The following is a 17,375-nucleotide window of genomic DNA, read 5'->3' on the forward strand; positions in this document are numbered from 1 at the left end:
CATCGATAGTTTGAGTGAAGCAGAAAGAGCCAACTACCTGAGATTTATGGAAAATCGGCGCTATGAAATCAGTCTAATAGAAAGTTCGCGCTCAGAGGGAAGATTGGAGGGTTTAGAAGAGGGCATGGAGAAAGGTATCAAAGAGGGTATGGAGCAAGGCAAACAGCAGGAAAAGGTTAACATAGCCAGAATATTAAAACAACAAGGGACTAATCTTGATACCATCACAGCAGCAACAGGACTGACTAGAGAAGAGATTGAGAAACTGTAAATCATTTGAGTCTAAAATCTATGCCAGTAAGATCCGCGAATTCTTTGATAAATTGGGGATCGGGTAATCACTGACCACTGAAGCAATGAAACACTCAATCATTCAAGTCGATGCCTTCACCTGTACCCCATTCACTGGAAACCCAGCCGCTGTCTGTGTTTTGTCAACTCCCCAACCGGATAGCTGGATGCAGAATGTGGCACAGGAAATGAATCTGTCTGAAACCGCCTTTTTAGTTCCGCAAGACGATGGCTTTAATCTGCGTTGGTTTACCCCGACAGTCGAAGTCCCCCTTTGCGGTCACGCCACCTTAGCCAGCGCCCATGTATTATGGTCAGAAGGTCATCTTTCCCCCGATACCGCCGCCCGTTTCTATACCAAAAGTGGGATACTCATCGCCCAGCGTCAGGGTGAATGGATTGAGTTAGATTTCCCGGTGAATCATTCCCAACCCACAACCGCCCCCCCAGAACTTACTCAAGCCTTAGGCGTACCGATTAAAGCAGTTTTGCAGAATTCTTTGGGCTATTTGGTGGAAGTGGAATCGGAAGAGATGGTGCGACAAGTGCAGCCGAATTTTGGTTTACTTAAAACTTTACCTATCTCCGATGTTATTGTTACCAGTCAGACGGATGCGGGTTCAGAGTATGATTTTGTTTCTCGTTTCTTTGCACCGGGATTAGGAATTGATGAAGATCCGGTAACCGGTGCAGCCCATTGCTGTCTAGCACCTTTCTGGCGCTTCCGCATCGGTCAAGATGAGTTTTTAGCGTATCAAGCATCCCGTCGAGGAGGCGTAGTCAAGGTACAGTATACTGGGAGCGATCGCGTCATTCTTGCAGGACTTGCGGTTACTGTCATGCGTGGGAACTTGATTTTAACAGACAAATTGAATGAAGTGCGGAGTCTGGGTTTGAATTAACATCTCCATCTCCCTTGTTTCCCCCATACCCCACACCCCACACCCCACACCCTAGCTTCAGCGTCGAGAGGGTCCGGGATTGAGAAGTTGAACTTCGCTAATCCGAATCACGTAGGGATGATACTTATCTTTTTGAAAAGAACCAACCCAAACTTTATATTGTCCTGCTAACCACTGACCTGAAATTCCAGGATTTTTGCCTTCAGCGTCATCATTACACCAACTTCCGCCGGGTCCTTTAACCAATAGAGTTGTATCCTCAGGGCTTTCTACTTGCAAGCTGAGATAGTTGAAAAAAGAAGTTAGCTCTAGGATATGATCAGGCGGTTCATCAATATACCCAATACAAGAACCGGTTGGTGTTTCGGTACGACCCGAAACAGCTTGGGTTGAAACGGAACCGCCACTGATACCGCGAATGACCAACGGATCAGGTGAAAATCTTCGCCCCAGTTTTACGTTCTCAAATATTGGTTGCGGTGTGGCGGATTGAGCCTCAACCTCAGGAGTCATTACTAGTCCACTGACAAATGCTGCTGTGACAAATGCTGTTCCCCAGCGCAAGAAGCTCAAGACACTCCCCGGAGAATGAGAGAGGATGGACAGAAGTGACATATTAGTAGGGGGAGTAGAGAGGGAAAGGTGTCTTTTATCCATAACTAACCGATTTCATTGTTTGGGAATCTCTGGCAATTGGGTTTTTGACTTTGGCACGAGGTTGTACTGATTGGCAAAGTGAACAGAGGCGTGTTCCTCTTGGAGATTAATAACTCAATATGTTAGCTATGGACGCGGATGTTCCAGGTTGGGTTCCAATCCTTGCCTAAGTCTCATAACGCGCTTACTGTTGAAGTTGCTTGAGTTCCTGTTGGATTTGCGCGATCGCACGTTCTAATTGTTCAACTCGTTCTGGGTTGACAGCAACGGAGGTGCGCTCAGGCTGGGGAAGCTGATCAATGGTTTGTTTAAGTGCTACAATAATCCCGGCTAAAGTCTCAATCTGTTCTAATTCTGGACGCTGGGTAAATTTTTGATTCAATTCAGCAAGTTTCGATTGCAGGGGAACCAGAGAACGTCGTAATCCCTTTTGCTGCTCATTAATTGCCTCAACGGTAGAGACAACAGCAGAAAGTTCCTCCCTAGATACCAGATTAGCCAAATTAGAATGATTTTGCTTAAGTTGAGCAAGTTCTGTACTCAAAGTTTGGATATCTCGACTTAAGTTGTCAATTTGAGTGCGATCGCTGATCTTATGCCGAAGAAATCGGACAACACGACGGCGATTAATTAGATTGAGTAACAAGGAGATGGCTAAAGGCGCTAATCCATAAATCATCTGTCCAGATAGAACCGCTATGGCGACTCCCACAAATGAGACAGCAACAGCAACAGATTCAGCGATAAAAAGCCAATTATGTTTGTCATTCGTCATTTGTCATTCGTCAGGGAACAGGGAACAGGGATAAATACAGTAATAGTCGGGGCGGGCACGAGTTACATCTTTTGTGAGCTAGGAAACGATAGTAGAGAAAAGAGCTCCTACACAAACCTGAAGACGCGCCATGGCACGTCTCTACAAACCTGAAAATTGCTGCCAAAGTATGAACTACAGCGACTTACTTCGTTGAAGTCGCTGTTTCTGGCGTTTCAAAGTCCCTAGTTGCCGCATACTTCCGCACGCGGTAGCGCTAGGCGACTCTACGTCTAAAGAGGTTCGTTCCAAACCCCTTGCCCAAGTTTCGTTTACTTGAGCAGCATTCACGTCTCTATCCTCAACATGATTACAGTCAGGATTAGCGCAAATATGTACTCGATCAGCTAAAGTTTTAGGCGTTAGTTCCCAACACTTTGTGCATCTTTGAGTTGGTTTGAGCTTTTGAGTTGGCGACTCAACATAGAATCCGCCAGATTCAGCCGCTTTGTAGTCTAAAAGCTGACCGATAGTAGCAAAACCAACATCTAGGATAGAGCGGTTTAAGCCTGCTTTTTGCTTTTTACGCTTACCCTTTTTGGCTTTGCTAGTCATTCCTTTGACGTTTAACTGCTCTCCTGCGATTAGGCTATTACCGCCAACTATATCGCTAGTTGTTTTGTGCAGCCAGTCTTCTCTCTGACGCGCTACCTTGCTTTGGAGTTTTGAGACTCGTCTACGTTCTTTCTTCCATCTGCTTGAACCTTTTATTTTCTTGTTTCTGTTAGGCGCTCTCTTGCGTCTTAAACGCTTTGATGCAGCTTTTACCTTTGCCTGTCCTTCCTTAATAAAGGAGGGTTTAGCAATCTTTTCACCAGTTGATAGCGTTATTGCCTCTTTACAGCCTAGGTCAATGCCAATAGAGCCTGTATTTGTTGCTCTATTTGGTTCGCACTGAACTGTAATAGATGCGTACCATTTGCCGTTTCTCAAGCATATAGTACATGTTGTAGGCGTTCCCCAAGTTCTAGCCTTTCCCCTGATTTGTAGCTTTACGCCTAAATCTCGCAATTCTAGATGTCCGTTCTGTCCATTAGAATGCACTTTCCAGCTAGCTTTACCGGGATAAGTCCAACCAGCATATCTACGTTTAGCTTTGAACTTTGGGTATTTACCTAAGCCTTTGAAGAACCTTTGAAACGCCAAATCAACACGCTTTAATGTAGCTTGCAGAGTTTGAGAACCTAATTCAGCATATTCAATCCATACCTTTTTGAACTCAGGCAGGCAATTCTGTTGCTCAAAATAATCTACAGAATGACCAAACTGTTTATATTGCGTCCTCCGGTTTGCCACAGCCGCATTGTAGAGTTCGCCGTGCATTTTTCTAGCCCAATGTAACTTATCACTTTGGGTTTTGTTTGGATAGATTCTGTAGGTTATTCTTCGCGTTTTCATACTTTTATTATCGCATAATTCTAGCTATTTGACAGGCTGAAATTAGTCTATTGGAAATCTCCGTACCTCCGATTTCCGGAACCTACACCCCTTCTTGCTTCGCGGAAGAAGGGGATTTACGCCAATCATGTTAACTGTACCATCCCGATTGCCTCCAGCTAACCACTGACCATCTGGACTTAGAGCAACGGATACCACAGAACCAACAGTGTTATTGTCTAAGACAAGCAACGGCTCATCTATTCCTAGCCACCAGATCTTAATCGTACCGTCTGCATGAGCGGCGATCGCACTTTGCCCATTATCGCTAAAAACAATAGACATCGCGGGTGCACAGGGACATTGCCACATCTCTACCAGTTCAGCACTATCGAGTTGCCATACCTTCAGAGTACCATCAGTACAGGCGGCGGCTAACCGACGCCCATCGGGACTTAAGGCAAGGGAGTGAATCGAACTCAGATTGTCTGTAAGACTCAGTTTTAGATCAAAAGGATTAAAATGCCACAGATCAATAATGCCATCTGCGCCACCACTGACAAGGGTTTTGCCATCTGGAGTTAATGCAATCGCGGCTAATCGTCCAGCTTCTTGGACTAAATCCTGCAAAAATTCTCCCCGCTCTAATTGCCACAGCTTAATGGTTTGATCAAAACTAGCACTGATCAGGGTTTGGCTATCCGGCGTAATCACGAGCGATCGCACAGAACCATTATGACCCCTCAAGGTATGAGATAATTCTCCAGTCTCTAGATTCCATACCTTAATCATCTGATCAAATCCACCACTCGCCAGCCATTTGCTATCGGGACTTAAGGTAAGACAAAGAACTCCCTGCTGATGATCACTAAATGTGTGAATCAGATCACCCGTCTCTAGGTGCCACAGCTTCACAGTTTTGTCTAAACTACCACTAGCAAGGATTTGCCCATCAGAACTCATTGCCAAAGCACTAATCCAATCCTGATGTCCTTTTAGGGTTAATCTAAACTTCCAATCGGGTATGATCGGTTCAGGGGCAATGGAATTCGGATCAGGCTCGCCAAAAAGGGCGGGTTTCGTCAAATTATCAGTTTCCTCGCCCAAGTTATCTGTAAAACCCGCCCCTACAGCCCCTGCTGTGTGATCACTTATAGAGGAAACCGACTCGGAAGCGACAGGAAATAAAGACGGCTCACCCCCCGCCTCTGTGTACCAATGGTTTGAGCGTTCTGGATCGGTGGTAATCGGGATTTGGTATTGTATCTTATCAATATCGGCAGTTAGTTGTGCGATCGCGGCTTCTAATTGCTCGATGTGGTGTGGCAATGAAGCACTATTGAGATAATCCACAACATTCCGCAGCGATTGTTCTACACTAACAATTCGAGCTTGAAGTTGTGCAATTTTGATCGCCCCTAATTCCGAAGCGGGGTTCTCAATTTGAGCCAGATAGTCGGGGAGTTTCGCTTGTAGAGATGCTAGCGCCTGATTAAGCTGCTGTTGGTACAAAGATTGACTCTCTTGGGACACTTGTCTATGCAGTTGAGCGATGGCTCCCGTGAGCCGATGTCGGCTGTGTTGCTCAAACCGTAGGCGATTGATCAGATTGAGCAACAGTGTAATCGACAACGGAACCGCTCCATAGACAATTTTACCAGACGCCGCCGCTACAACCCAGCCAATGATTGAGACAGCAACAAAGATACACTCGGCAATTTTAAGACGGTGAGTTAGCATTCCCTGTTCATGTCATGAGGATGTCACGAAGATGAATTATGAAAAAAATCGACAAATGACTAAAGAAGAACCATCTTGGCGATACTGAAATAAATCAACACACCTAACACATCAACCGCCGTCGTAATAAACGGTGCTGACATCAAAGCGGGATCTAATCCCAGGGAACGGAACAAAAAGGGTAACGCCGAACCCGCCACCGATGCAAGAATCGCGATTGCAACTAAACTGGTTCCCACCGCAAAGGCAACATTGATATCATCTCTGAGTAAATATGCCCAAACCGTCGCCACTACTCCTAAAATTGTACCCAGTATAGCTCCTGCCATTGCCTCGCGCCCGATCACCTGCAATGAACCCATATCGCGAATTTCGTCAGTGTTTAAACCACGAATCACCACCGTTGAAGATTGAGCGCCCACATTCCCCCCTGTACCCGTCAGCAGAGGAATAAATGCGGCAAGCGCCACAACTTTCTGTAAAATTTCGGATTGAGAGTTAATAATAGTGGCAGTCACACTGTTTGTCAGTAACAACACAAATAACCAAACCACTCGTTTACGAGCAACGGTAATTAAATTGGTTTGAAAGTAATTATCACGCCCGGATTGTACCCCACCGCCTAAAGCATAAATATCTTCCGTGGTTTCTCGTTCTAAAATATCGATCACATCATCAACAGTGACAATCCCCACCAAACGATGTTCTCGATCAACCACCGGTACCGCTAGAAAGTCGTAGCGTTGGATTAACCGCGCCACTTCTTCTTGATCCGTATCCGTGTGCACACAAACCACATCGCGAGTCATCACTTCACCCAGGGTTTTTTCCGGTGGAGACACGACTAAATCCCGCAATGAGACAATTCCACTTAGGTGTCGCCCTGCATCGGTGACATAAACATAATAAATCGTCTCTGTGGTACTGGCTAAACTGCGAATCCGTTCTAGGGTTTCGCCCAGAGTTAAGCTTTCTTTGAGGGAAATATACTCCGGGGTCATAATTCGCCCCGCTGTATCGACTCCATAACCGAGGAGTTGGGCGGTGGCTTGGCGTTCCTGGGGACTCAGTTGAGCAAGCAAACGGCGGACAACTTTTGCGGGTAATTCATCAAACAATCGGACTCGATCATCTGGGGACATTTTGTCCACGATGTCAAGTACATCTTGGCGTTTAAATTCCTCAATCAGCGACTGTTGGACACTAGAGTCAAGGTACTCGTAAACTTCAATCGCCTCAGCTTTAGAGAGTAAGCGGAATGCGATAACCTGTAGGGCGTCGGGCAATCCTTCGATTGCGTCGGCGATGTCCACCGGTTGTACGGGAACTAATACCTGTTTAGCGCCCTGAAAATTTTCTTGTTCCAACAGCATTTGCAGTTGAGTCCGAACTAACTCCCGCAATTCACTGCGCGATCCCCTCTGGAGGGGAATTTTGTTTTCACTCAAGTCAGACATAATTAGCCTGGATATTTCTATACTGTGCTAGATCCGGATTGCCAGAGTTGAATGGTTAGAGTTCTAGAAATAGATTGTTCCTCACTGAACCGGGCAAAGGAAATCAAGAATCACTCAGCTAGCCATCGCCGCCGATGTCCGACAAAGATGTCGATCATGGATTCTTAAGTCTTCAGTTTAGCTTCAAGTGGTATCTAGCTGTTTACTCAAGGATGAGGGATGAATGGTAAACTGTCCTCTAAAATTCAACGGGATCGCGATGGAATGCAATATTGGTGTTTAAATAAACTCACTGTTTATGATGAAGTAGTACAGCTTTTTTAGGGGTTGATTGGAACTCGACATTTGCGGCGTAAGTTTCCTGCCCCCCAAGTTGATCAAGAGTTGTCTTTAAGAAGTATTTATTCATCATACCATCTTGGGTAGAACCAATATACCTTTAGAGAGAGGCGAGAAAATTTAACTCCTGATACCTATTCAAAACCTGCCTTAATGAACTAAAATCAAATTTTTTCTGTTATGTCCTTTCCCCGAGGAAAATCATGTCCGTTGATCAGCCATCCAACTCTCACCTAGAGGTAGACTCTCCTAACTCGACCCATATTACCGCATTAGAAAACGAACTTGTTGAACTGCGACGTCAAGTCTCCCGACAGACATTACTCAACCAAATTGTTCAAGCGATGCGGGGTACGTTGGTGTTGGAAAATATTCTCCAAACCACAGTCGATCAACTCCATGAAACCCTCAATGTCAGTCGCTGTTTGATTTTTCGACCGGATGATGAGTCGCAAATGAGGGCGCATCACGTTTCTGAAGCGACAGCACAACGGGAGAGTGTTTTGGGTGTCTACTGTGATTTTTATCGGTATCACCACCAGGAGTTAAGTCAGGGTCAGCCTGTGGTTTTCTCGCAAATTACTCCCAATTTGCCAGAGGTGTTAATCAAGGCGGCGCAGGATTGTGAAATTCGCGCTATTTTGATTGTGCCATTGCTTCACCAAAATTCCTATATTGGTGGAATTAGTTTACACCAGTGCGATGATTCACGGGAATGGAACACAGAGGATATTGAGTTTGTCCAAGCTATTGCTGATCATTGTGCGATCGCGATTCATCAAGCCCAATTGTATGCTAAGTTACAATCTGAATTGAGGGAACGTCAACAGGTAGAAGAAGCACTACGGCAAAGTGAAACTCGCTTCCGCACGGCGCTCAAACATGCACCCTTGGTGGTGTTTAATCAAGATCATCAGTTACGCTACACTTGGGTCTACAATTCGGTTTCTGATGGCGAAGTGGATACTATCTTGGGGAAAACCGACAGCGAACTCCTAGCCCCCCAGGAAGCGCAACGGTTAATGTCCATTAAGCAACGTGTACTCAGCAGTGGGGTAGGAATGCGAGATCAAGTATCCCTCACCATTCAGGGTAAACAGCGATACTACGATTTAACCGTCGAACCCTTACGCAGCTCAATCGGAGACATCGAGGGAATTACCTGCGCGGCAATGGATATTAGCGAGCGCAAACATATCGAGGATCAGCTTAAGATTTCTTTACAGCAAAAGGAAGTGCTGTTCCAAGAAATTCACCATCGCGTAAAAAATAACCTGCAACTTGTCTCTAGCTTGCTTGATCTACAATCCCAGCAAATTGATGATCCTGAGATTCTCGCACTCTTCCAGGCAAATCAGAACCGAATCAAATCCATGGCTCTTATCCATGAGGAACTCTATCAAGTCGATCACTTGGAGCGGATTAATTTTCTCAATTATATCGAAAATCTCACCTATCATTTGATTCAAACCTATACTATTCATCCCGAATCTATTATTGTGAAACTCAATGTTGATCAACAGATAAAGTTCGATTTATCTACCGCAATTCACTGTGGATTGATTCTCAATGAACTGATTTCTAACGCCTTAAAACATGCTTTGAGAAACAACGGACACCAAGGACACATTTGGATTGAAATTCATTCCCATAAAACAGAAAATCACACAATTAAATTAATAGTGGGCAATACCAAGCAAACAAAAACTGACTGGATTCACTTTAATTCACCGAAAACATTAGGATTACAATTGGTTCACGCTTTAGTCGCACAACTTAATGGTAGACTTGAAATAAAGGAAGCCCCTCACACAGTCTTTGAAATTAATTTTTAATGCCCTAATAATTAATTTTTGTCCATCTTATCAATAAACTTTTATTTTCCGAGCTTGAGAAAAAGTTATGTTGTTTTTTCGATGCTGGATTAGTTCGTGTTTCTCGCTGAAAAGATTACCTGAATATTTCTAGTTTAACTATCCTCCTTGTTCGCAAAGTTCAAAAGCGTACTCTTCGGCTTCTTGCAGGTTTTGCAATATAGAGGTATCAATCGTCTGATTATCTGACTGACTTGAGTTAAGTAATTTATCCTTAACTTGCTCAAATTGCTGCTGGGCTTCAGCAACAGCCGCTTCTGCCTCAGCGCAAGTTTGGGTAGTTAATGCATCGAGTTGATTATTGCATCCAGAAGAGAAAAGAACCAGCAATAATAATCCCGCACTGAACTGAATTTTTTTCGTTACCGGGGTCAGAGGATAAAATTTCATGGCTGGAGAGTTAAAGACATTAGAGTTACACTAATAGCTACTCAAACTCATCCAGCTTTCAGGAATATTGATCGGTTTATCTTCTTTGTTAATAAATATTAATTGACACTCTCCGCCCTAAAAGTGCGGGGATTCTTCGTTCACAGATCCGGCTTGCTGTCAAAATTGAGGATGTTGATTCCATCGCTCCCAGACGCGCCATGGCGCGTCTCTACATTGCTCCCAGACGTGTCATGGCACGTCTCTACAACCCCTGCTCCCAGACGTGTCATGGCACGTCTCTACAACCCCTGCTCCCAGACGTGCCATGGCACGTCTCTACAACCCCTGCTGCCCTTGTTTTCTCTAGATCCGTTGGAGATGTTTCTGTAACTGTCGTTCTTGTCGCTGAAGTTGCTCGACCAATTCAACTTCTTGTAAACTACCGGGTTTAATATCAGTCGTTTCCCGGAGTTTTTGGGCAAGTTGGTAACAAAATTGACATCGTTCTATGATCTGGAGAATCGAAGGGGCAAACTTGGCAAACAGGACTTCATCATCTGAGGTGAAGCCACGATGATCAATCTTCTTGAGTAGATCATCTTCCGGCTGGTAGTTTGGCTTTAACTTATTAAGTAATTGCACCACCGCTACCAGATCTTTTTGCTCGTTTAATAGGGGCCAAGCCAGAATTGTATAGGTGCGGTATCCAGTGCGGCGATCCGTTTTCTGCGCCATCTCGGAGCGCGGGTCATCATAGACATCAAAGGGAATGTTAATCACTTTTAAGGAAAATGCGGCGAGACTGGCAATTCCTTTGTCAGCAGGAATATCAATTAAGAGACTACCACCGTCTCCATCTTCGGCAATCAGTGAACCTAATTCTTGTCGTTCTCGATCCAATAAGAAAATACTGGTGCGATCAGCACGAAGCAAATTCCCTACTTTGCGGGTGAGACGACCTAAGAGTTGACAGAGTGTTCTCACCAGTGTTTGTAAGGCTTGGTCAACCGCACTAATCCCATTGCTGTAGGAGTAAGCTAGGAACTTCCCCACTTCAAGCGGTGAGTCAAAAACCAGATCCGGCTGGCTATCTAAGCCAGCCACGTTCTGCCAGTCTAATTCTAAGACCTGACAAAGTTCGACAAAATTTAGTCCTTTAACGGGTTGTCCTTTGAGAAAGTGATTTAAGGTATCTAAGGATAGTCCTAGTGCTTCTGCGAGTTCGCGATCGCGTCCATGACTCTTATTGCGCCAAGCTTGTTTGACTGTGGGAATAGACTGGGGATGCACACTAAATGACCGAATCATCTTTCTTCGTGGCATTCCTCTCCCGTTTAATCAAAGATTATAATCGGAAAATAATGCCACGCCTCCATATAGGTTTACAACTAGGTGACGTAACGAAGCAAGCGACTGTGTTTGTTGGTTACACCTTGCTTGAGTCGCTTTTTGGTGAGAAAAAATATTTCATTCTTTAATCAGGAAGGGTTAACTGTCTCTAACCCAACGTCTTGCCCGTGATGCTTTGGTGGGTATCGCTGGCGTTCCATCCCGATTAAGACTGAGACAGGTTTGTTGAACATTTCTGTGCAAGCAAGCTTCCGTTATCATCTTTGATGTAACCAGAGAAGCTGACTAGTATCCATCTGAACGGTTGCTCTAATCCTAGATTAGAATGCTATCTGTTACTTTTACTACGATTGGTGTGAAATCTTTACGCTATTGGTCATCTGTGAGGAGTAAGGATTGAGGAAAATTTACATAATGTAACATAGGGGCATGGATTGCCACCAACCTGCTGATCTGGGAATTTGACTAAAAAACAGAGTTTTCTTGAACTATAAAAAATACATTACGTTAATTAGTCAAAAAGGCGAGTAAAAACCATAAATTGCCTAGCAAATTCTCCATTTTTGTCCGTTTTATACTAAATCCGGGTTAGCTACCCCCGTGATAACCTAGTCCTTACCTTGCGGACGAAAGTTTTTGTAGCAGCGATTTCAATCGCCTCCTCTTGCATGGGGTAATAAAGGCTGTTTATTTTTGACTTCACAACCTGTTGATTCCGGATCTTGTTCAGGAATCTAGTATGAATTACAGGAGAGAATGCAAGACTTTTCTGGGGGAACATCTACGCCTACTTATAAACCCTTATCTATTCCGACTCAGTTCGGGTGAGACGAAAATTATGCGCCCTCCCAGTTTAGCAGTTTTTACCGTGACCGTAATTTTAGCTGGAGGCTTAACTGCACAAGCAGGTGAGACTTCAGATGCTGTTAATTTTCCTTTAGAACCATTTAATACTAATGGCAACCTGTCTGACATTACTCCTCAAGTCAGTCAATCCCTTGTTACTATTGAACAATTAGAAGAACAACTGTTTTCCCAAAAAACCACCACGAACTCCTTACCTAAAACTGATCTGGACTCTCCTCCTGTTCTTCCAGAAACAGGGCAAATTAAACGTGAAGATGAAACACCAACATTAACTCCAACGAATCGAACAGAATTTTCAAATGCAAAGACGCTCAATCCTGAGACGATTCAGGAACAAACACTGAACCTGGATAGATTGGTTGCAGATGCTGCTACCAATACAAGGGTAAGCTGTCTGGAACAATCGACTGAAAATACTGACTTAGCTGGAGAAACTACCTCTGATCAACTCGCTCAAGCTGGAACTCCTCGCCGTTGTCCTCGTCCCCAACCTGTTGCACCATTAGTGATACCCGAACCTTTTGAAGAGTTTGGCGCGTCGCCAGGGTTAAGCATTTATATTCCCGTGGGATATGGTGCCGATCGCAATACTCTATTTCTCAATGGTAGCTACCAAGCCACAGTGCGCGATGATGACGGTTCTGTTGGTACAGGCGGTGTCGGGATTGGCGTGGGTAATGCGGATAAAGCCGTGGGCGTTGAACTTTCCTATGCTTTAGAAACCACAGACGACAACTTCGGAGATGGTGGCTTTAATGCCAAACTTCATCGTCGGTTTGCACAAGATTTATCCGCTGCTTTGGGTTGGAATGGCTTTTTGAATATCACGAACAACGATTTTGAACAGTCAAAATATGGAGTAATTACTAAAATTTTCCGCACCCAAGAATCCCTTGACCAAGCATTCAGTCGCATTGCTGTTACTGTGGGTGTGGGTGATGGACAGTTTCGTTCTAATGGTGCAGTAGATGATGGGGTTAACAATATTAACGTTTTCGGTAATATTGCCTTGCGAGTGGCGCGTCCCATCAGTTTTATTGCTGAATGGACGGGGCAAGATTTAGGCTTAGGGCTGTCCATCGCCCCCTTTAGAAATATTCCCTTTGTGATTACCCCCGCCGTGCGCGATGTTGCGGGTGCGGGTGATGAAGCCCGATTTGTTATTGGTGCTGGAACAGCACTGCATTTTTAGAGGAGTTAACCGATGGGTAAAATTCAATTTGTTTTGGTTGTCCCCATTTCAGCGATGGTTGCTAGTATTTTAACCGCGATGCCCGCCAGGGCTGACCGCAGTTATTCTGATATTACGGGGACGAATATTTGGAATAATACTGCACCCCTATTTGAAACAGATGGCGGCTTAGATCCGGCGTTACTAGAGAGAGTGCAACAGTTGAACCAAGAATCAGCCGACGCTTTTCAAACCTGCAACGCCGCGATCGCGCAACTTGAGCAAAATGCCGCAGATGTGCGTCGTTATGCCCGAGAGCCGGATACACAAATGTTACCAGTACCTGTTGCTTGTCAGCAGTTAGAACAACTCAGAACTGAAGCCGAAGCCTTACGGGTCACCTTACAAGATGCTACCCGATCTCAATCAAATCCGGCGCTGTTGGGATGGTAAAGTTTTGAGTTTTTTTGAAAATAAAGGGAATTAGCAATGAGACAACTCTACAGCAAACATTGGTTAATTGGCGCGATCGCGAGTGGATTATTGGGTACATTGGCAACACCTGTACAAGCCCAGGATATCTTTGATAATCGGGCGATCCAATTCCCAGAGGATACAATTGTGGAATTTGAGTTCCTGCAATCTCACGGATCTTACCAAGCCGCCTTGGGTGTGCGGAATGAAACAACCGGAGAAGAAAGGATTCTGTTTCAGGAAGCCAAACCCTATGATGCTTTTGGCACAAACCAGTCTGTGGAAACCTCTCGCGGTCAAAATGATCTGGGGACTCGATCAGATTTTGTCGGAACAGTTGAGGGGGGAACTGTACCCAATCGATTCAGCGAGTTTCAGTTTAAAGCCAATAACCGCTATGTTTTCTTCCTCGAATCGGTGAGCCCTACCGGTCAAACCCGACGCAGTATTCTTTCCACCCAAAACTTTGCTCGGTTTAATGGTAGTTTAGCCGGGGGGAGAAGTGGCAATATTACAGGGACTCGCGTGTCTTGGGAAGATGGAGGACAGGTGGAAGTCGGGAGTGATGATGATTTCGATGATTTTGTGATTGAAGCAGGGGGATTTTTAATTGATCTGAACTGTCCATCTTAAATGCGGCAAGGGGGCGGACGCTATAACCGAGGGGGACGTATCGAGCCGCAAGGCGAGTACCCCCAATGGTTTAGCGTCTGGGGAATTGCCGCCAAATAATAAATTGAGCGACAGCGAATCCTTGTTTTTAAGATGCATATTCGTAGCCATCAGCCCTGTGAATGGTCTTTAAATATTTTGGATGCACGTCAAAACTTTTCCCTCCTGTAGTTAACTTGAAGCTCGGCTTGAATCGAATAGCAATTCGACCGACATAAATACCTGCGTACTTTCCGGTTAAGACATTAGCTTTTACCAAGTCCCCAGTCTGGAAACATAAGAAGAACTTCTGAGCTGGCGCATGGCGAATGGGAAAGCCAAATTTGTTTGTACCGCAACGCTGCCTTCTTCCATGCCCCTTAGCTTTGATGTTTAGTGGTTTGATTCCGTTCATCAGAAGCTTTTCAGGAGTTGAAGCGCCGACACAAGCTGCGTCAGCCCAATGAGTTTTTTCAATTCCTCTGGTCTTACGGTTAAACTTTGTTCGCCCCCCAGAACCAACCTCTACAGGTAAACCAGTCGATTGAAGCCTCCGATATAACTCCCATCGGGTAGCGTTAACCGCCGCAGCATCCTTGAGGGGTGTTTTTGCTTGAACCAGGATTCGCTTGAGAACTTCTGGCTTTTTCTTAAGGAATTCCTCAATGGGCTTATTCCCTTTAGTTTGGTTACAAGAATGACAGCTAAGGCAAAGATTACTGACTCGGTTAGAGCCGCCCTTGCTTTTAGCTAGGATATGATCTATCTCGAAGGGGACATTTTCAACACCACAATAAGCGCATTTTCTACCCCATTTGGCAAGAAGATACTCTTTAACCTCAAAACCAAACAGTTCACCTCTCTGGTACTGGACTCCGCTAATTTCAGGGTTCTGAATTTGTTGCAAATCGAACCTTACAAGTTCTTGAGAGATTGCTGTAATTGGACATAGCTTATTGATTCGTCTTACCCAAGTCTCAATGTTGGAAATTCGACTCTCCAGAGATGGTGGTAACCAGCCTTGCCGACGAGTCCTATTTAAAAAACGGGGCTTACGGTAACGGGTTTTACGATTACGGCGACCTCTCCGCAACGATCTACGAGACCCAAGGGAGTCCTTAATCTGCTGTCCTCGGTGCGAGACTTCAAGAGCGTTTGTAACACGTCCTGTCTCTTCCTGGACAACAGCAATCCCGGTTGTTTTGCTACCGGGATCGATCTTGATTCTATGAGGATGGACTGTAGAATTCTCAACAGTTCTATCTTGTAAAACGATAGTGAACGGATAGCGTCTGAATACTTTAGCCCTCCCTTTGTTCAATAATTCTCTTGCCCGTGCTGGATGGCAGGGCTCAAGAGGTTTTAGGTTTTTGTCTAAAACGAAAACTCGCATTACTTTGAGACTCTCATTACTGGTTAAGTTTGCCTCGCTAATGTTATAAGAGCTTTTTAAGTCTGAAGCACTGGTTTTTCCTATAGCCTGTTTAACTTCAGACGACAGAGCCTAAAACTGGCACGCATCCTAGGGTGTCATGACTCAAATAACGGAGTTCCTAATAGGAACTAAAGCTGGTCAACACGGCTTACAATTTCTTGCAAGCCTACGCTATACCCCAAGGGGTTAGCGTAGGTAGTTGACCGATTCAGTAATATCAATTTCCCTGCAGCTTACTACAGATTCAGCTCTAATCACTCCCCATTGTCACCATACCCCGTGCCGCCGCCCATTGAGTGATATCTTGACGCTTAATTGCTGCTGCCATTAAATCCGGAAACTGGTCAGGTGTGCAAGCCATCGCCGGAATACCCAATCCAGCGAGTTTCTCAGCTACCCAATGATCATACATGGGCGCACCTTCGTCATTGAGGGCAAGCAACGTGATCAACTGAACTCCTAATCCCAGCAGTGCTGTCACGCGCTTGAGCATTTCTTCCCGGTTTCCCCCTTCATATAGGTCACTAATTAACACTAAAATAGTTTCCTGAGGGCGGCGCACCAGTCCTTGGCAGTAGGTGAGGGCGCGGTTAATATCTGTTCCGCCTCCGAGTTGAGTGCCAAAGAGTAAATCTACTGGGTCTTGTGCTGCGTCGGTTAAATCTACGACCGAAGTATCAAATACGACAATTCGGGTTTGTACTGCCCTGAGAGAGGCTAGCACCGCCCCAAAGATTCCAGCATACACAACAGAAGTTGCCATGGAACCGCTTTGGTCGATGCAGAGGATAATATCTTGTAAGGAACTGCGTTTGCGTCCGTAGCCAATTAGGGTTTCGGGAATAATTGTGCCGTATTTAGGTTGGTAATGTTTGAGGTTAGCGCGGATAGTGCGGTTCCAGTCGATTTCATTATGGCGGGGACGGCGGTTGCGAATGGCACGATTGAGGCTACCGATTATGGCTTGGTGGGTGGGGTTGGCTAGTTTACTCTGCAATTGTTCAACCACCTGACGCACCACGCGGCGGGCGGTTTCTTGAGTTTTGCTTGGCATAATACTGCTGAGGGATAGCAGATTCGCCACAAGATGAACATCCGGCTCAACGGCTTCTAGCAGTTCCGGTTCCAGCAGCATTTGTTGTAGGTTAAGGCGTTCTAAGGCATCTTTTTGCATCACCCGCACAACTGATGAGGGGAAATAGGTGCGAATGTCGCCTAACCAACGGGCAACATTGGGGGAAGAACTACCGAGTCCGCCACTGCGGTCAGAATCGTAGAGGGCGCTGAGGGCATTATCGATCGCGTGGTCAGTTTGAGTTAGGCTGAAGGAACCTGCTGCTTCTGTCTCACCATTCCCCTGGCAAATACCATCGGCGTCTCCACTCCCTAACAGAAGTCGCCAACGGCGTAGCCGTTCTGGCTGGGTCATTGTTTTTCGAGTTAATTAGGGTCTGCTGATTGAGTTATCTTAGCGTCCGGAGAAGACCCTCGCTTTTAGCGATGGGATGAATCCGGACAATCTTGGCTTTGAACGTAGACTTTTAGCTGTTCAATGGTAACACCGCCACAACTAGCGACAAAATAAGCGCCTGTCCATAAAACAC

General features: G+C 45.3%; 15 protein-coding genes and 2 pseudogenes. 6 read left to right on the forward strand and 11 right to left on the reverse strand.

The window, feature by feature from the left end; translation table 11 throughout:
* Together RIM23_RS23185 and RIM23_RS23190 are read left to right on the forward strand one after the other, a co-directional pair.
* Positions 1-271, forward strand: a pseudogene (locus tag RIM23_RS23185) (hypothetical protein); the annotation flags it as partial.
* A gap of 85 nt (positions 272-356) precedes the next feature.
* Complete coding sequence (locus RIM23_RS23190) at positions 357-1,193, forward strand: PhzF family phenazine biosynthesis protein (protein ID WP_446369729.1); 837 nt, start codon at positions 357-359, stop codon at positions 1,191-1,193.
* 57 nt (positions 1,194-1,250) lie between these two features.
* On the opposite strand, the gene RIM23_RS23195 is transcribed toward RIM23_RS23190, so the two are convergent.
* The 5 genes from RIM23_RS23195 to mgtE form a co-directional block, all read right to left on the reverse strand.
* On the reverse strand, positions 1,251-1,808 hold the full coding sequence (locus RIM23_RS23195; RefSeq protein ID WP_446369731.1) for a hypothetical protein: 558 nt from the start codon (positions 1,806-1,808) through the stop codon (positions 1,251-1,253).
* Between the two features lie 226 nt (positions 1,809-2,034).
* On the reverse strand, positions 2,035-2,625 hold the full coding sequence (locus tag RIM23_RS23200; RefSeq protein WP_446369733.1) for a hypothetical protein: 591 nt from the start codon (positions 2,623-2,625) through the stop codon (positions 2,035-2,037).
* 174 nt (positions 2,626-2,799) lie between these two features.
* Positions 2,800-4,062 carry an RNA-guided endonuclease InsQ/TnpB family protein gene (locus RIM23_RS23205; protein ID WP_446369735.1) on the reverse strand — a complete coding sequence of 421 codons (1,263 nt, stop codon included), beginning with the start codon at positions 4,060-4,062 and terminating at the stop codon, positions 2,800-2,802.
* 42 nt (positions 4,063-4,104) lie between these two features.
* Positions 4,105-5,781 carry a WD40 domain-containing protein gene (locus tag RIM23_RS23210; RefSeq protein WP_446369737.1) on the reverse strand — a complete coding sequence of 559 codons (1,677 nt, stop codon included), beginning with the start codon at positions 5,779-5,781 and terminating at the stop codon, positions 4,105-4,107.
* 59 nt (positions 5,782-5,840) lie between these two features.
* On the reverse strand, positions 5,841-7,238 hold the full coding sequence (gene mgtE / locus RIM23_RS23215; protein ID WP_446337538.1) for a magnesium transporter: 1,398 nt from the start codon (positions 7,236-7,238) through the stop codon (positions 5,841-5,843).
* Positions 7,239-7,780: 542 nt separating this feature from the next.
* On the opposite strand from mgtE, the gene RIM23_RS23220 reads away from it, so the two are divergent.
* Positions 7,781-9,412 carry a histidine kinase dimerization/phosphoacceptor domain -containing protein gene (locus RIM23_RS23220; RefSeq protein WP_446369739.1) on the forward strand — a complete coding sequence of 544 codons (1,632 nt, stop codon included), beginning with the start codon at positions 7,781-7,783 and terminating at the stop codon, positions 9,410-9,412.
* A gap of 138 nt (positions 9,413-9,550) precedes the next feature.
* Here RIM23_RS23220 and RIM23_RS23225 read toward each other — a convergent pair whose 3' ends face one another.
* From RIM23_RS23225 to RIM23_RS23235, 3 genes are all read right to left on the reverse strand, one after another.
* Complete coding sequence (locus RIM23_RS23225) at positions 9,551-9,841, reverse strand: hypothetical protein (protein ID WP_446369741.1); 291 nt, start codon at positions 9,839-9,841, stop codon at positions 9,551-9,553.
* Between the two features lie 140 nt (positions 9,842-9,981).
* A complete protein-coding gene (locus RIM23_RS23230) occupies positions 9,982-10,113 on the reverse strand; it encodes a hypothetical protein (RefSeq protein WP_446369743.1) in 132 nt (43 codons plus the stop codon).
* Between the two features lie 73 nt (positions 10,114-10,186).
* Positions 10,187-11,146 carry a GAF domain-containing protein gene (locus RIM23_RS23235; protein WP_446369745.1) on the reverse strand — a complete coding sequence of 320 codons (960 nt, stop codon included), beginning with the start codon at positions 11,144-11,146 and terminating at the stop codon, positions 10,187-10,189.
* A gap of 766 nt (positions 11,147-11,912) precedes the next feature.
* On the opposite strand from RIM23_RS23235, the gene RIM23_RS23240 reads away from it, so the two are divergent.
* From RIM23_RS23240 to RIM23_RS23250, 3 genes are read left to right on the forward strand one after another with little or no spacing between them, the layout of a single operon-like run.
* The gene (locus RIM23_RS23240) at positions 11,913-13,232 is read left to right on the forward strand and encodes a hypothetical protein (RefSeq protein ID WP_446369746.1); all 1,320 of its coding nucleotides are present in this window, start codon (positions 11,913-11,915) and stop codon (positions 13,230-13,232) included.
* A gap of 12 nt (positions 13,233-13,244) precedes the next feature.
* Positions 13,245-13,664 carry a hypothetical protein gene (locus RIM23_RS23245; RefSeq protein WP_446337532.1) on the forward strand — a complete coding sequence of 140 codons (420 nt, stop codon included), beginning with the start codon at positions 13,245-13,247 and terminating at the stop codon, positions 13,662-13,664.
* A gap of 36 nt (positions 13,665-13,700) precedes the next feature.
* Positions 13,701-14,318, forward strand: a complete 618-nt coding sequence (locus RIM23_RS23250; protein WP_446369748.1) for a hypothetical protein — start codon at positions 13,701-13,703, stop codon at positions 14,316-14,318.
* A 127-nt stretch (positions 14,319-14,445) separates the two neighbouring features.
* Here RIM23_RS23250 and iscB read toward each other — a convergent pair whose 3' ends face one another.
* The 3 genes and pseudogenes from iscB to RIM23_RS23265 all read right to left on the reverse strand — a co-directional run.
* Positions 14,446-15,729 (reverse strand): RNA-guided endonuclease IscB, encoded by a 1,284-nt coding sequence (gene iscB, locus RIM23_RS23255; protein WP_446369750.1) that lies wholly within the window; start codon positions 15,727-15,729, stop codon positions 14,446-14,448.
* A 292-nt stretch (positions 15,730-16,021) separates the two neighbouring features.
* Entirely contained in the window at positions 16,022-17,200 is a 1,179-nt protein-coding gene (locus RIM23_RS23260; protein WP_446369752.1) for a VWA domain-containing protein, read from the reverse strand.
* Positions 17,201-17,265: 65 nt separating this feature from the next.
* A pseudogene (locus tag RIM23_RS23265) lies at positions 17,266-17,375 on the reverse strand (IS200/IS605 family transposase); the annotation flags it as partial.

Origin of the sequence: Coleofasciculus sp. G3-WIS-01 (assembly GCF_040223135.1) — a bacterium.
Taxonomy (GTDB): domain Bacteria; phylum Cyanobacteriota; class Cyanobacteriia; order Cyanobacteriales; family Coleofasciculaceae; genus Coleofasciculus.

Bases quoted from the DNA above. Each gene is read 5' to 3' on its own strand.
- mgtE (WP_446337538.1), bottom strand. From the start codon at position 7,238: ATGTCTGACTTGAGTGAAAACAAAATTCCCCTCCAGAGGGGATCGCGC.
- RIM23_RS23205 (WP_446369735.1), bottom strand. From the start codon at position 4,062: ATGAAAACGCGAAGAATAACCTACAGAATCTATCCAAACAAAACCCAA.
- RIM23_RS23230 (WP_446369743.1), bottom strand. From the start codon at position 10,113: ATGACACGTCTGGGAGCAGGGGTTGTAGAGACGTGCCATGACACGTCT.
- iscB (WP_446369750.1), bottom strand. From the start codon at position 15,729: ATGCGAGTTTTCGTTTTAGACAAAAACCTAAAACCTCTTGAGCCCTGC.
- RIM23_RS23200 (WP_446369733.1), bottom strand. From the start codon at position 2,625: ATGACGAATGACAAACATAATTGGCTTTTTATCGCTGAATCTGTTGCT.
- RIM23_RS23250 (WP_446369748.1), top strand. From the start codon at position 13,701: ATGAGACAACTCTACAGCAAACATTGGTTAATTGGCGCGATCGCGAGT.
- RIM23_RS23195 (WP_446369731.1), bottom strand. From the start codon at position 1,808: ATGTCACTTCTGTCCATCCTCTCTCATTCTCCGGGGAGTGTCTTGAGC.
- RIM23_RS23220 (WP_446369739.1), top strand. From the start codon at position 7,781: ATGTCCGTTGATCAGCCATCCAACTCTCACCTAGAGGTAGACTCTCCT.
- RIM23_RS23240 (WP_446369746.1), top strand. From the start codon at position 11,913: ATGAATTACAGGAGAGAATGCAAGACTTTTCTGGGGGAACATCTACGC.
- RIM23_RS23225 (WP_446369741.1), bottom strand. From the start codon at position 9,841: ATGAAATTTTATCCTCTGACCCCGGTAACGAAAAAAATTCAGTTCAGT.
- RIM23_RS23260 (WP_446369752.1), bottom strand. From the start codon at position 17,200: ATGACCCAGCCAGAACGGCTACGCCGTTGGCGACTTCTGTTAGGGAGT.
- RIM23_RS23235 (WP_446369745.1), bottom strand. From the start codon at position 11,146: ATGCCACGAAGAAAGATGATTCGGTCATTTAGTGTGCATCCCCAGTCT.
- RIM23_RS23210 (WP_446369737.1), bottom strand. From the start codon at position 5,781: ATGCTAACTCACCGTCTTAAAATTGCCGAGTGTATCTTTGTTGCTGTC.
- RIM23_RS23190 (WP_446369729.1), top strand. From the start codon at position 357: ATGAAACACTCAATCATTCAAGTCGATGCCTTCACCTGTACCCCATTC.
- RIM23_RS23245 (WP_446337532.1), top strand. From the start codon at position 13,245: ATGGGTAAAATTCAATTTGTTTTGGTTGTCCCCATTTCAGCGATGGTT.